This window comes from Kitasatospora sp. NPDC040550 (assembly GCF_055594965.1).
In genome coordinates, this window is sequence record NZ_JBVIWC010000003.1 from 457,658 (window position 1) to 470,649 (window position 12,992).

Here is a 12,992-nt window from a genome sequence, read left to right on the forward strand (position 1 = left end):
CCCGGGCCCCGTTCCGTCTCCACGTTTCCCCAGTCCCCCCTTGGCCCTCCGAGCGCAACGACGCGCCTCCAGACCACCAGGAGACCGCCATCACCGCATCAGACCCCGTCCCCCTGCGCAAGGACGGAACCCCCAGCGCGGGGACGGCGACCCCGGCCGTCGAACTGCGCGGCATCACCAAGCGCTTCCCCGGTGTTGTGGCCAACCACGACATCAACCTCACCGTCCGCACCGGCACGGTGCACGCCCTCATGGGCGAGAACGGCGCAGGCAAGTCGACGCTGATGAAGATCCTCTACGGCATGCAGAAGCCGGACGAGGGCACCATCGCGATCAACGGCGAGCTGTGCGAGTTCAACACCCCCGGTGACGCCATCGCGCGCGGCATCGGCATGGTGCACCAGCACTTCATGCTGGCCGACAACCTCACCGTGCTGGAGAACGTCGTCCTCGGCGGCGAGAAGCTCCACGGCATCGGCGCCAAGGCGAAGGCGAAGATCAAGGAGATCTCCGACCAGTACGGCCTGGGCGTGCGCCCGGACGCCCTGGTCGAGGACCTCGGAGTCGCCGACCGCCAGCGCGTCGAGATCCTCAAGGTGCTGTACCGCGGCGCCAAGATCCTGATCCTCGACGAGCCCACGGCCGTACTCGTCCCGCAGGAGGTCGACGCGCTGTTCGACAACCTGCGCGAGCTCAAGGCCGAGGGCGTCACCGTCATCTTCATCTCGCACAAGCTGCACGAGGTGCTCGCGGTCGCCGACGCGATCAGCGTCATCCGGCGCGGCACCACGGTCGGCGACGCCGACCCGAAGGCCGTCACCGCCCGCCAGCTGGCCGAGCTGATGGTCGGCGCCGAGCTGCCCTCCCCGGAGAGCCGCGAGTCGACCGTCACCACCACCGAGATGCTCAAGGTCGAGGGCCTGCGGATCGCCAAGACCGACGCCGAGGGCATCGAGCGCGTCGTCCTGGACGACATCTCGCTGCGCATCCACAAGGGTGAGATCCTCGGCATCGCGGGTGTCGAGGGCAACGGCCAGGCCGAACTGGTCGAGGCCATCATGGGCATGCTGCCGCTGGACGGCGGCACCGTCACCCTGGACGGCAAGGACCTCTCCGGCACCCTGACCCGGGCCCGCCGCGAGGCCGGCATCGGCTACATCCCCGAGGACCGCCACAAGCACGGCCTGCTGCTGGAGGCCCCGCTCTGGGAGAACCGGATCCTCGGCCACGTCACCGAGGAGCCCAACTCCAGCGGTGTGCTGCTCAAGCCGGCCGCCGCCCGCGAGGACACCGCGCGGATCGTCCGGGAGTACGACGTCCGCACCCCCGGCATCGAGGTCACCGCGGCCTCGCTCTCCGGCGGCAACCAGCAGAAGCTGATCATCGGCCGCGAGATGAGCCACGGGCCCAAGCTGCTGATCGCCGCCCACCCCACCCGCGGCGTGGACGTCGGCGCGCAGGCGCAGATCTGGGAGCACATCCGGGTCGCCCAGCGGGAGGGCCTGGCCGTCCTGCTGATCTCGGCCGACCTGGACGAGCTGATCGGCCTCTCCGACACCATCCGGGTCATCTACCGCGGCCGCCTGGTCGCCGACGCCGACCCGGCCACCGTCACCGCCGAGGACCTCGGCACCGCGATGACCGGTGCCGCCGCAGGCCACATCGAGTCCGAGCCGGAGGCCGTCGCCGAGGCGCAGGCCGTCGCCGCCGAGGGCACCGAGGCCGCGGCCGAGCACCCGCACACCGACACCGCCGACGACCCGCAGGCGGGGGAGTAACCCATGACCAGTCCCAACCCCGCCGCCAAGCGCAGCCTGGCGCAGCGGATCAGCGGTGAGCGGATCGTGCTCGCACTGGCGGCGCCGGTGCTCGCGGTCGTGCTCTCCGTCGCGATCTGTTCCGTCCTGCTGGCGACCTCGGGCAAGAACCCGTTCGACGCGTGGAACGTGATGATCACGTACGCCACCAAGTCGGACGGCCAGGTGAGCATCCTCAACCGGACCACCACCTACTACCTGGCCGCCGCGGCCGCCGCGTTCGGGTTCCGGATGAACCTGTTCAACATCGGCGTCGAGGGCCAGTACAAGGTCGCCGCGCTGTTCGCGGCCTTCGTCGGCACCCAGGTCGACCTGCCGGCGATCATCCAGATTCCGCTGCTGCTGGTCACCGCGATGCTGGTCGGCGGTCTGTACGCGAGCATCGCCGGTCTGCTCAAGGTCTACCGCGGCGTCAGCGAGGTCATCTCGACCATCATGCTGAACTCGATCTCGCTCGCGATCGTCGGCCTGCTGCTCGTGCCCGGCATCTTCGCCCCGAAGGTCAGCGGCACCAGCAACTCGATCCAGACCGACCCGGTCTCGCAGTCCAGCCACTTCTTCACCATCCCCACCGCCGGTGGGGACCTCTGGGGCTTCATCTTCATCGCCGCCCTGGTCGGTGTGCTCTTCCAGTTCACCCTGACCCGCACCCGCTTCGGCTTCGACCTGCGCGCCACCGGCCGCTCGGAGTCCGCCGCGACCGCGTCCGGTGTGAACGTCAAGCGCATGGTGGTCATCTCGATGGTGGTCTCGGGCGCCATCGCCGGTCTGATCGGCCTGCCCGAGCTGCTGCAGAACTCGTACTACTACGGCCAGAGCTTCCAGCCCGGCCTCGGCTTCCTGGGCATCTCGATCGCCCTGCTCGGCCGGAACAGCCCGATCGGCATCGCCTTCGCGGCCCTGCTCTTCGCCTTCCTGGACGCCACCGGCTCGCAGCTGCCGCTCAAGGGCGGGTTCCCCTTCGAGATCGTCGACGTCATGAAGGGCACCATCGTCATCTGCGTCGTCGTCGCGTACGAGCTGGTGCGCCGCTACGGCTTGAAGCGCCAGCAGCAGAAGGTCGGCGCCCAGCTCGCCGCCCAGCTCGCGGCCACTGAGAAGAAGGAGGTGTCCGCGTGAGCACGGCGACTGCCGCTCGTCCGAAGGCGCCGGGCGCGCCCGCGAAGAAGCGCAAGCTGTCCTGGCCCGTGGTGCTCCTGCTGATCGCGGGCGCCCTGGTCCTGTTCGCCGCCGTGGGCATGGCCACCGGCAACCACTCGCTGACCTCCTCCGGTCAGGTCGCCGCGGCGCTCGGCTCCGCCGTGCCGATCGGCATGGCCGGTCTGGGCGGTCTCTGGTCCGAGCGGGCCGGCGTGGTCAACATCGGCCTCGAAGGCATGATGGTCGCCGGCACCTTCTGCGGCGCCTGGGCGGGCTACCTGGTCAACCCGTGGGTCGGCCTGCTGGCCGGCATGCTCGGCGGTGCGCTCGGCGGTCTGCTGCACGCGGTCGTCACCGTCACCTTCGGCGTCGACCACATCGTCTCCGGCGTCGGCATCAACCTGCTGATCCCCGGTATCTGCGCGTACGTCAACCGGATCTACTACAAGGACTACATCTCGGCCGGTGCCGGGGCGAACCAGTCCCCGCCGGCGGACCCGCTGCCGTACATCACCGTCCCGGGGCTGTCCTCCGGCTTGAAGAGCATCGAGAACCACCACTGGTTCCTGGTCTCCGACGTCGCCGGCGTGCTCGGCGGTCTGGTCACCAACCTCTCGGTGGTCGTGGTGCTGGCGGCCGTGCTGATCGTGGCCAGCTACTTCCTGCTCTGGCGCACGGTGTTCGGCCTGCGGCTGCGCTCCTGCGGTGAGAACCCGACCGCGGCCGAGTCGCTGGGCGTCAACGTCTACAAGTACAAGTACCTGGCGGTCATCGCCTCGGGCGCCTTCGCGGGCCTCGGCGGTGCGTACCTCTCGCTGGTCGCCGCGCACTTCTACAAGGACGGCCAGACCCTGGGCCGCGGCTTCATCGGCCTCGCGGCGATGATCTTCGGCAACTGGATGCCCGGCGGTCTCGCCATCGGCGCCGGCCTGTTCGGCTTCACCGACAGCCTCCAGCTGCGCGACCCGGAGTCGGTGCACGTGCTGATCCTGGTCGTCGCGATCGCGATGGCGCTGTTCGCCCTGTGGCAGCTGTACCGCCGCAAGTTCACCGCGACCGTGGTCTCCTTCGTGGTGGCCGGCGGCCTGGGCGCCTGGTACGCGCTGACCGACGAGGTGCAGCGTCCGCTGATCGTCGCCACGCCGTACCTGATCACCCTGGTGGTGCTCTCGCTGGCCTCGCAGCGGCTGCGGATGCCCAAGGCCGACGGTCAGGTCTACCGCAAGGGCCAGGGCAAGTGACGGCCCCCGCGGTCGACTGGGAGCGGCTGCGCGAGGCGGCGCGCGAGGCCATGGGCCGCGCGTACGCCCCGTACAGCAAGTTCCCGGTCGGCGCGGCGGCACTGGTCGACGACGGTCGGCTGGTCAGCGGCTGCAACGTGGAGAACGCCTCGTACGGGCTCGGGCTGTGCGCCGAGTGCGGGCTGGTGTCCGCGCTGCACGCCTCCGGCGGCGGCCGGCTGGTCGCCTTCACCTGCGTCGACGGCGCGGGCGAACTGCTGATGCCGTGCGGGCGCTGCCGCCAGCTGCTGTACGAGCACGGCGGACCGGAACTGCTGGTCGACCTGGCCTCCGGCGTGAAACCGATGAGCGAGGTCCTGCCCGACGCGTTCGGTCCGGAGCGGCTCTAGCTTCGCCAATTGTTACGCGCGTAGAGTGTCGCGAGTGGGCCGGAACCCGGTCATCTCGCGGCACTCTTCGCTTTTCCACGCATCTTCTCGACGCATCTGTACGACGCATCTGAAACCCCTCTTGGAGCACGCATGGACGCCATCTCCGTCATCAGGACCAAGCGCGACCGCGGCGAGCTGAGCGACGCTCAGATCGACTGGGTCATCGACGCCTACACCCGTGGCGAGGTCGCCGACGAGCAGATGTCCGCGCTGGCCATGGCGATCCTGCTGAACGGCATGAAGCCGCACGAGATCAGTCGGTGGACCGAGGCCATGATCCGCTCCGGCGTCCGGATGGACTTCTCCTCGCTGCCGCTGCCCACCAGCGACAAGCACTCCACCGGCGGCGTCGGCGACAAGATCACCCTCCCGCTCGCCCCGCTGGTCGCCGCCTGCGGCGCCGCCGTCCCGCAGCTGTCCGGCCGCGGCCTCGGCCACACCGGCGGCACCCTGGACAAGCTGGAGTCCATCCCCGGCTGGCGCGCCCTGCTCTCCAACGACGAGATGATGGACGTGCTGCGCGGCGCCGGCGCGGTCATCTGCGCGGCCGGTGACGGCCTCGCCCCCGCCGACAAGAAGCTGTACGCGCTGCGCGACGTCACCGGCACCGTCGAGGCCATCCCGCTGATCGCCTCCTCGATCATGTCCAAGAAGATCGCCGAGGGCACCGGCGCGCTCGTGCTGGACGTCAAGGTCGGCTCCGGCGCCTTCATGAAGAACCTGGACGACGCCCGCGAACTCGCCCGCACCATGGTCGGCCTGGGCACCACCGCCGGGGTCAACACCGTCGCCCTGCTCACCGACATGTCCACCCCGCTCGGCCTCACCGCCGGCAACGCGCTGGAGGTCCGCGAGTCGATCGAGGTGCTGGCCGGCGGCGGTCCCGCCGACGTCGTCGAGCTGACCCTCGCCCTGGCCCGCGAGATGCTCGCCGCCGCGGGCGTGCACGGCAAGGATCCGGCCGACGCGCTGCGCGACGGCTCCGCGATGGACCACTGGCGCCGCATGATCGCCGCCCAGGGCGGCGACGTCGACGCCCCGCTCCCGGTCGCCCGCGAGCAGCACGTCATCCCGGCGCCCGCCTCCGGCGTGCTCACCGAGCTGGACGCCTACGCGATCGGCGTCTGCGCCTGGCGCCTGGGCGCCGGCCGCGCCCGCAAGGAGGACCCGGTGCAGGCCGGCGCCGGCGTCGAGATGCACGCCAAGCCCGGCGACACCGTGGTGGCCGGCCAGCCGCTGCTGACCCTGCACACCGACACCCCGGAGCGCTACGAGTACGCCATCGAGGCGCTGGCCGGCGGCGTCCAGGTCTCCCCGGCGGGTACGGCGTTCACCCCGAACCCGATCGTGCTCGACCGCATCGCGTAGTCAGGCGATTACTTCAAGTGCATCGAGGGAGCGGGCATGGTGCCCACGCTCCCGCTGTTGCAGCGGCTGGCGGGAGCGCTGGAGGCCGAGCTCGACATCCATGTCACGCCCGACGCCGTGGCCGCCGTCTGCTTCTACGCGCCGGCCGTCCGAGCCACCCGCGAAGGAGCCCGTACCCGGTCGACCGGGTACGGGCTCCTTCGCGCACTCAGGCGTACGTGAGCAGACCGCTGGTGTCGAGGGTCCAGGGGCCGACGGTGATCTTGTCGCCGAAGACGAACTTCTCGCGGGACTCGTAGCCCGGTTCGGAGTGCACGATGCCGGTTCCGGTGCGGGGATCGACGATCAGGTAGAGCGGGATGCCCATGGCCGAGTAGTCGTGGACCTTGTTGTGGTAATCGTTCTCGGGGTTGGAGCTGGAGACGATCTCCACCACGAGCAGGACCTCGTGCGGGAGAACCGCTCGCTGCTCGCCCTCCAAGGTTGCCTCGGGGAAGACCATCAAGTCCGGGTTGCGCAGCTGACCGAGTCCGGCGTGCTGCAAGTCCGCACCGTGGTAAGCGATGTGCCCCGGGTGTGTGGTCGCCAGCTGGGCGTTGAGCTGTCGGGCGATGCGCAGCACGGCGAGCTCGTGGCGTTTCACCGGCGACATCATCATGACGATCTGGCCGTCGGCGATCTCGATCTTCCCTATCCCCGGCAGCTTCGGCAGCTGATCCGCGATCTCCAGCAGCCGGGCGTACGCAGCAGGATCGACGCTCATGTCCCTGAGTGTATCGGCGCCCACTGTCAAGCGTCCGCGACCGCTCGCCTCGTGGTGTGCGCCCGGTGGGTGGCGTAGAGGGTGACGGCGGCGGCGAGGGTCATGGCGGTGAGGCCGACGGTGGCGGCGCCGGGCCAGCCGGTGGAGTGGTAGGCGTCGGCGCCGAGGGTGCCGCCGAGGCTGTTGCCGAGGTAGTAGGCGATCAGGTAGAGGGCGGAGGCCTGGGCGCGGCCCTCGGTGGCGGTGCGGCCGACGGCGGCGGAGGCGGTGGCGTGGCCGGCGAAGAAGCCGGCGGTGATCAGCACCAGGCCGAGCAGTGCGCAGACCAGGGAGTCGGCGAGCGAGAGCAGCAGCCCGGCGGCGGTCACGCCGATGGCGACGTAGAGGGTGCCGCGGCGGCCGAGCCGGCCGGAGAGGCGGCCGGCCGCGGCGGAGGTGCCGGTGCCGACCAGGTAGACGACGAAGATCGAGGCGGCGATCGACTCGGGCAGGTGGAAGGGTGCGGCGATCAGCCGGTAGCCGACGGTGTTGTAGACCGCGCCGAACACCGCCATGAACAGCATGCCGAGCGCGTACAGCCGCAGCAGCAGCGGGTTGCGCAGGTGCCGGCCGACGGTACGGGCGAGCGCGCGGGCGTCCACCGGGGCCGGGGTGAAGTGCCGGGCGGCGGGGATCAGCAGCCGGAAGGCCAGTGCGGCGAGCAGGGCGAGGGCGGCGGAGGCGGCGAGGCCCCAGCGCCAGCCGAGGGCGGCGGCGGTCCAGCCGGAGATCAGCCGGCCGCCCATCCCGCCGATGCTGTTGCCGGCCACGTACAGGCCCATCGCGGAGGCCAGCGCGCTGGGGTGGACCTCCTCGGCGAGGTAGGCCATGGCGGTGGCGGGGAGCCCGGCGAGGGCGGCGCCCTGGAGGACGCGCAGTGCGACCAGGACGGTGAGGTCGGGCGCGAAGGGCAGGGCGGCGGCGAGGGCGGAGGCCGCGAGGACGGAGGCCGTCATCACCGCGGTGCGGCCGTACCGGTCGGACAGCGCGCTGGCCGGGAGCAGCCCGAGGGCGAGGCCGAGGGTGGCGGCGGAGGCCGTCCAGCTGGCCTGGCCGGGGGTGAGGTCGAGGTCGGCCGAGAGGACCGGCAGCAGGCCCTGGGTGGAGTAGAGCAGGACGAAGGTCGCGACCCCGGCCGCGAACAGGGCGAGGTTGGCGCGGCGGAAGCCCGGTCCGCCCGGGCGGTGGCGGTCGTCCCGGTCCAGGGTGTGCTCGGCGGAGGCATCCGGGCCGGCCGCGGATGCCCTGGTATCGGAGGGCTGCATGGCATCGACGCTAGGCCCGGCGCGGCTGATGCGTCCAATGCATGAAGAGTGGATGATCGATGCACTGGCGTATGAGTCGAGGTGGGACGGGGACGGCCGTGGCGGATGTGTCGGACGGAACGGAGCAGCCGTACCGGGCGGCCGAGTTGGGGCCCCGGGAGCCGGCCGTACTGCTGGCGCCCAGGTTGGCGCGGTTCGCCGCGGTGGCCCGGCTGGAACACGTGACCCAGGCGGCCGCGCTGCTCGGGGTGCCGCAGCCGACGCTGTCGCGCGCGGTGTCCCGGCTGGAGGCGGAGCTGGGGGTTGACCTGCTGGCCCGGCAGGGCCGGACGGTCCGGCTGACCAGGGCGGGCCGGCTGCTGTTGGCCTCGGTGGAACGGGCGCTGGCGGAGCTGGAGCGCGGCGCGGAGGCGGCCCGGGCGGAGGCGGACCCGGCGGTGGGGCGGGTGGCCTTCGGCTTCCTGCACACGATGGGCCCGGACGCCGTCCCGGCGCTGCTGCGGGGCTTCCGGGCCGCGCACCCGCAGGTGCGGTTCCAGCTGGTGCAGGACTACGGCACGGCGATGCTGGAGCGGCTGCGGGCGGGCGAGTTGGACCTGTGCCTGGTCGCGCCGCTGCCGGACGACCCGGCCTTCACGGCCCGCCCGCTGGACGAGCAGCGGCTGCACCTGGCCGTCCCGGCGGACCACCGGCTGGCGGGGCGGCGGCGGATCCGGCTGGCGGAGGTGGCCGAGGAGCCGTTCGTCGGGCTGGAGCAGGGGTACGGACTCCGCATGATCACGGACGGCTTCTGCGCGCAGGCCGGCTTCGTGCCCCGGCTGGCCTTCGAGGGGGAGGAGACCGAGACCCTGCGGGGGCTGGTGGCGGCCGGGCTGGGGGTGGCGCTGCTGCCGCCGGCGCTGGTGCCGCGGCCCGGGGTGGTGGAGCTGGAGGTGACCGCGCCGCGGACCCGGCGGGCGATCGGCCTGGCCTGGGCGGCGGGGCGGCCGCTGACGCCGCCGGTGGCGGCGTTCCGGGACTTCGTGCTGTCCCGGCGGGGGCGGCTGCTGCACCACGACTGAGGCGAGGGGCGCAGCGCGGCCGATTTGGCGGATCCTATGGACCGGGCGGTGGAATTCCGGCCCTGCTTTGGACCATCCGGTGGTGTTCCCGGTGGTGGGTCTACGCGCGTAGGGGCTATATTTCCGCAATGGAGAAGCAGATCCCCGTCACCACCGCGGGCACCGGCCCGCGCATTCCCACCCCCGAGCAGATCCGCCGTGCGCCGAAGGTCCTGCTGCACGACCACCTCGACGGCGGGCTGCGCCCGGAGACCGTCGTCGAGCTCGCCGCCGCGACCGGCTACGAGGGACTCCCCACCACCGACGCCAAGGAGCTCGGCGAGTGGTTCCGCGAGGCCGCCGACTCCGGCTCGCTGGTCCGCTACCTGGAGACCTTCGCGCACACCTGCGCCGTCATGCAGACCCGCGAGGCCCTGATCAAGGTCGCCGCCGACTGCGCCGAGGACCTGGCCGCCGACGGCGTCGTGTACGCCGAGGTCCGCTACGCCCCCGAGCAGCACCTGGAGGCCGGCCTGAGCCTGGACGAGGTCGTCGAGGCCGTCCAGGAGGGCTTCCGCCTGGGCGAGGCCAACGCCCGCGCGGCCGGCCACCGGATCCGCATCGGCACCCTGATCACCGCGATGCGGCACGCCGCCCGCTCGCAGGAGATCGCCGAACTGGCCAACCGCCACCGGGACTCGGGCGTCGTCGGCTTCGACATCGCGGGCGCGGAGGCGGGCTACCCCCCCACCCGCCACCAGGCCGCCTTCGACTACCTCAAGGGCGAGAACAACCACTTCACCATCCACGCGGGCGAGGCCTTCGGCCTGCCGTCGATCTGGGAGGCCCTGCAGTGCTGCGGCGCCGACCGGCTCGGCCACGGCGTGCGGATCGTCGACGACATCACCCTGAACGAGGACGGCAGCGTCGAGCTGGGCCGGCTGGCCGCGTACGTGCGCGACAAGCGCATCCCGCTGGAGATGTGCCCGACCTCCAACCTCCAGACGGCGGCGGCCACTTCGTACGCCGAGCACCCGATCGGGCTGCTCAGCCGCCTGAAGTTCCGGGTCACCGTGAACACCGACAACCGGCTGATGAGCGGCACCAGCATGAGCCAGGAGTTCGGCCACCTGGTGGACGCCTTCGGCTACACCCTGGGCGACATGGAGTGGTTCACGGTGAACGCGATGAAGTCCGCGTTCCTGCCCTTCGACGAGCGGCTGGCGATGATCAACGACGTGATCAAGCCGGGCTACGCCGAGCTCAAGGCGGAGTGGCTGTTCAGCGCGGGCACCGCCGGCAGCTGAACCGACGGCCCGTCCCTGCGGTCGGATGAACGCGGCTTCCGGGCACGGAAGTTGGCGTTCATCCGACTACTCACTCGGGTGAGTGAACGCCCTTTGGTTCTCGCGCGACCCAGTCACTACGGTGTGCCAGTCATTGCTGACAGGCCGTGGCGGCAATCGCCCGTCCGCCGCCCCGTGCGATGTCGGCCACCGACGAGGACCCAAGGGGACGAACCATGAAGCAGGCTCTCAAGGCCGCCGGTACCGCGGCGCTCGGCATCGCCATCGCGGCGGTCGGCGCCGGCACCGCCTCCGCGGCGGTCGGCCAGTCGGCCGGCGGCCTCGGACTGCCCACCGGCGCGGTGACGAACCCCGCGGTGACCGGTGCGGTCACCGACACCGCGGCCAAGCTGCCCGGCGGCGACAAGGTCGCCGGCACCCTCGGCACCCTGACCCCGAGCGCCGGTCAGGCCGCTCCCGCCCCCGCCGCCGACGCCGCCCCGGTCGCCGGAGTCACCCAGCAGCGTGGCGCCGTCCCGAGCGTCCCCGGCCTGGACAAGACCCCCGTCGGCGGGCTCACCGGCGCCCTGCCGCTGCCGGGCCTGACCGGCTGACCCCGGCCGCCGTACGACGACGGGCCGCCCGCCCCCGGAGACCCCGGGAGCGGGCGGCCCGTCGTCGTGCCCGCCGGTACGGCCTCACGGCTCCTGGGGGAGCAGCACCCACAGCGCCAGGTAGACCAGGAACTGCGGGCCGGGCAGCAGGCAGGACAGCAGGAAGATCAGTCGGACGGTCCACGGGGTGAGGCCGAAGCGCTCGGCGATCCCGGCGCAGACGCCGGCGATGACGCGGTTGTGGCGGGGACGGGCGAGGCGCGCGCTCATGGGAACTCCTTGGCTGGCTGCCGGTGCCGGGTGGTCCGGCGGGCGTACCTCCATACTCCGCCGCCGCCGGCCCGGAAACCTCCACCCACCAGGCGATCCTCGACCCCGGTAGGTCACCGGGAAGACGGAGACCCGGATCGGGGTCCGCCTCAGGGATGACCCGGAGGTGCGGGTACGGAAAAACCCGTTCGCGGAGGTGTCGGGGCGGAGGGATATGATTCCGCGGTCGCTGATGGTGGGGGGAAATCCGGCGGCGCCGTCACGGCCTCAAGAGGCCCCTCACGCCTGCGATTTCGCACGTCTATCGGGCTGTGCCCGAATTCTCCCGTGAGGTCCCCTTGCGCAATCAGTCCCGCAGAATCCTCGCCGTGGCCGCCGCTGCCGCGCTGACCTCCGGTGTCGCCCTGGCCTCGGCCCCGGCGGCACTGGCGGCCCCGACGGCCGGTGCCGCGACCCAGGCCACCTCGCCGGTCACCGCCGCTCTCGGCGGACTGCCCGACTCGGTCAAGGCGGGCGGCACGCCGATCGAGTTCACCGTGACCCTCAAGAACACCGCCGACCACCAGATGGACGTGCTCGGGTCGGTCTTCACCCTCGCGGACCCCGGCCTCGGCATCAAGCCAGGCCAGTTCAAGCTGGAGTACCAGGCCCCCGGCACGACCCAGTGGCTGACCGCCACGGAGGCCGGCGCCGCCGTCTGGGACGTCGACCGCAACGGCGGCCGGCACGTGGCGGCCGGCGCCGAGGCTTCCTACCGACTGCGGCTCACCGTCAGCGCCGATGCTCCGGCGGGGCGGGTGGGCCCGGGCTTCAACGCCATCGTGTCGGACCCCACCCTGCCCCCCGAGCAGCGCATCTCCAGCGTCCTCAGCACCTCCCCGAACCTGGTGATCGCCCCGGAGGTCACCCCGACCACCCCGCCGACCACGCCCGCCGCCACGGCGGACGTCCGGCTCGACGGGGTGCCCGCCGTCTTCACGGCGGGTACCGAGTCGAAGTCGTTCCAGCTCGTCCTGAGCAACACCAGCGGCAAGGACCTCCGGCTGGTGCCCGCGATCGTGTTCCAAGGGAAGGACCTGCTCCCGTCCGGGACGGTCAGGTTCGAGTTCCAGGGGCCGAACGGGGACTGGCTGGAGGGCACCCCCGGTGGCGACTCGGACCACCCGTCCTGGCTCTGCATGGGCCTGCGGGCGGGAAGCAAGGACGCCGACGTCGTCGCCCTGCCGAAGGGCGGGACGAAGACGTTCCACCTCCGGCTGGCCTTCACGAAGGACGCGCCAGTCGTCGCCGAGTCCCTGGTCGCCATGGTGGGCAGCCTGCCCGGTGCCGGTGAGCGCGGCGCCGAGTCGTTCAGCCCGAAGGCGGACTTCACGATCCAGGCCGCCACCGGTACCCCGGCCCCCACCACCCCGGTCACCTCCGTTCCGGCCACCCCGGCCGCCCGGGCCACCACCGATCCGACCAGCGCCGCCGTCCCGGCCGCGCAGGTCACCACCGGCGCGCCGAGCCCTGCGGCCGACACCGCGCAGGCCGCCGCTGCCGCCGCCCCGGCCCCGGCGGCTGTGGAGACCACCCGGCTCGCCGCCACCGGTGGCGGCTCCTCGGCCGCCCCGACGGCGATCACCGGCGCGACCGCGATCGCCCTCGGCATCGGGACCCTGGTCGTCGCCCGCCGCCGACAGCGCGCCGGGAACTGAGCCCGGACAGCACAAGGCCCG

General features: G+C 72.1%; 13 protein-coding genes. 10 read left to right on the plus strand and 3 right to left on the minus strand.

Features of this window, described 5'->3' with window-relative positions; translation table 11 throughout:
* The first annotated feature begins 197 nt into the window (after nt 1–197).
* The 6 genes from ACZ58X_RS07365 to ACZ58X_RS07390 all read left to right on the plus strand — a co-directional run bounded on the left by ACZ58X_RS07365 (nt 198) and on the right by ACZ58X_RS07390 (nt 6,219).
* The gene (locus tag ACZ58X_RS07365; RefSeq protein ID WP_470332677.1) at nt 198–1,778 is read left to right on the plus strand and encodes an ABC transporter ATP-binding protein; all 1,581 of its coding nucleotides are present in this window, start codon (nt 198–200) and stop codon (nt 1,776–1,778) included.
* Between the two features lie 3 nt (nt 1,779–1,781).
* Nucleotides 1,782–2,936, plus strand: a complete 1,155-nt coding sequence (locus ACZ58X_RS07370; RefSeq protein WP_470332678.1) for an ABC transporter permease — start codon at nt 1,782–1,784, stop codon at nt 2,934–2,936.
* On the plus strand, nt 2,933–4,198 hold the full coding sequence (locus ACZ58X_RS07375) for an ABC transporter permease (protein WP_470332679.1): 1,266 nt from the start codon (nt 2,933–2,935) through the stop codon (nt 4,196–4,198). Before ACZ58X_RS07370 ends, ACZ58X_RS07375 begins: the two co-directional genes overlap by 4 nt.
* Nucleotides 4,195–4,587, plus strand: coding sequence for a cytidine deaminase (locus ACZ58X_RS07380; protein ID WP_470332680.1), 393 nt, complete (start codon nt 4,195–4,197; stop codon nt 4,585–4,587). Before ACZ58X_RS07375 ends, ACZ58X_RS07380 begins: the two co-directional genes overlap by 4 nt.
* Nucleotides 4,588–4,719: 132 nt before the next feature.
* Nucleotides 4,720–5,997, plus strand: a complete 1,278-nt coding sequence (locus ACZ58X_RS07385; RefSeq protein WP_470332681.1) for a thymidine phosphorylase — start codon at nt 4,720–4,722, stop codon at nt 5,995–5,997.
* Between the two features lie 36 nt (nt 5,998–6,033).
* Nucleotides 6,034–6,219: a hypothetical protein gene (locus tag ACZ58X_RS07390; protein WP_470332682.1), complete on the plus strand. Its 186-nt coding sequence runs from the start codon at nt 6,034–6,036 to the stop codon at nt 6,217–6,219.
* Here the strand turns inward: ACZ58X_RS07390 and ACZ58X_RS07395 are convergent.
* Together ACZ58X_RS07395 and ACZ58X_RS07400 are read right to left on the minus strand one after the other, a co-directional pair.
* Nucleotides 6,206–6,760 carry a Uma2 family endonuclease gene (locus ACZ58X_RS07395; protein WP_470332683.1) on the minus strand — a complete coding sequence of 185 codons (555 nt, stop codon included), beginning with the start codon at nt 6,758–6,760 and terminating at the stop codon, nt 6,206–6,208. The two genes, ACZ58X_RS07390 and ACZ58X_RS07395, sit on opposite strands and share 14 nt — an antisense overlap.
* 26 nt (nt 6,761–6,786) lie before the next feature.
* A complete protein-coding gene (locus ACZ58X_RS07400; RefSeq protein ID WP_470332684.1) occupies nt 6,787–8,064 on the minus strand; it encodes an MFS transporter in 1,278 nt (425 codons plus the stop codon).
* 107 nt (nt 8,065–8,171) lie between these two features.
* On the opposite strand from ACZ58X_RS07400, the gene ACZ58X_RS07405 reads away from it, so the two are divergent.
* The 3 genes from ACZ58X_RS07405 to ACZ58X_RS07415 all read left to right on the plus strand — a co-directional run bounded on the left by ACZ58X_RS07405 (nt 8,172) and on the right by ACZ58X_RS07415 (nt 11,004).
* Complete coding sequence (locus ACZ58X_RS07405; RefSeq protein ID WP_470332750.1) at nt 8,172–9,125, plus strand: LysR family transcriptional regulator; 954 nt, start codon at nt 8,172–8,174, stop codon at nt 9,123–9,125.
* A gap of 128 nt (nt 9,126–9,253) precedes the next feature.
* A complete protein-coding gene (locus ACZ58X_RS07410; RefSeq protein ID WP_470332685.1) occupies nt 9,254–10,411 on the plus strand; it encodes an adenosine deaminase in 1,158 nt (385 codons plus the stop codon).
* A gap of 215 nt (nt 10,412–10,626) precedes the next feature.
* The gene (locus tag ACZ58X_RS07415; protein ID WP_470332686.1) at nt 10,627–11,004 is read left to right on the plus strand and encodes an ATP-binding protein; all 378 of its coding nucleotides are present in this window, start codon (nt 10,627–10,629) and stop codon (nt 11,002–11,004) included.
* Between the two features lie 84 nt (nt 11,005–11,088).
* Here ACZ58X_RS07415 and ACZ58X_RS07420 read toward each other — a convergent pair whose 3' ends face one another.
* Nucleotides 11,089–11,274 carry a PspC domain-containing protein gene (locus ACZ58X_RS07420; protein WP_188308551.1) on the minus strand — a complete coding sequence of 62 codons (186 nt, stop codon included), beginning with the start codon at nt 11,272–11,274 and terminating at the stop codon, nt 11,089–11,091.
* A 368-nt stretch (nt 11,275–11,642) separates the two neighbouring features.
* On the opposite strand from ACZ58X_RS07420, the gene ACZ58X_RS07425 reads away from it, so the two are divergent.
* Complete coding sequence (locus ACZ58X_RS07425) at nt 11,643–12,971, plus strand: hypothetical protein (RefSeq protein WP_470332687.1); 1,329 nt, start codon at nt 11,643–11,645, stop codon at nt 12,969–12,971.
* Nucleotides 12,972–12,992 lie beyond the last annotated feature (21 nt).

Bases quoted from the DNA above. Each gene is read 5' to 3' on its own strand.
- ACZ58X_RS07410 (WP_470332685.1), top strand. From the start codon at position 9,254: ATGGAGAAGCAGATCCCCGTCACCACCGCGGGCACCGGCCCGCGCATT.
- ACZ58X_RS07415 (WP_470332686.1), top strand. From the start codon at position 10,627: ATGAAGCAGGCTCTCAAGGCCGCCGGTACCGCGGCGCTCGGCATCGCC.
- ACZ58X_RS07395 (WP_470332683.1), bottom strand. From the start codon at position 6,760: ATGAGCGTCGATCCTGCTGCGTACGCCCGGCTGCTGGAGATCGCGGAT.
- ACZ58X_RS07400 (WP_470332684.1), bottom strand. From the start codon at position 8,064: ATGCAGCCCTCCGATACCAGGGCATCCGCGGCCGGCCCGGATGCCTCC.
- ACZ58X_RS07385 (WP_470332681.1), top strand. From the start codon at position 4,720: ATGGACGCCATCTCCGTCATCAGGACCAAGCGCGACCGCGGCGAGCTG.
- ACZ58X_RS07390 (WP_470332682.1), top strand. From the start codon at position 6,034: ATGGTGCCCACGCTCCCGCTGTTGCAGCGGCTGGCGGGAGCGCTGGAG.
- ACZ58X_RS07370 (WP_470332678.1), top strand. From the start codon at position 1,782: ATGACCAGTCCCAACCCCGCCGCCAAGCGCAGCCTGGCGCAGCGGATC.
- ACZ58X_RS07420 (WP_188308551.1), bottom strand. From the start codon at position 11,274: ATGAGCGCGCGCCTCGCCCGTCCCCGCCACAACCGCGTCATCGCCGGC.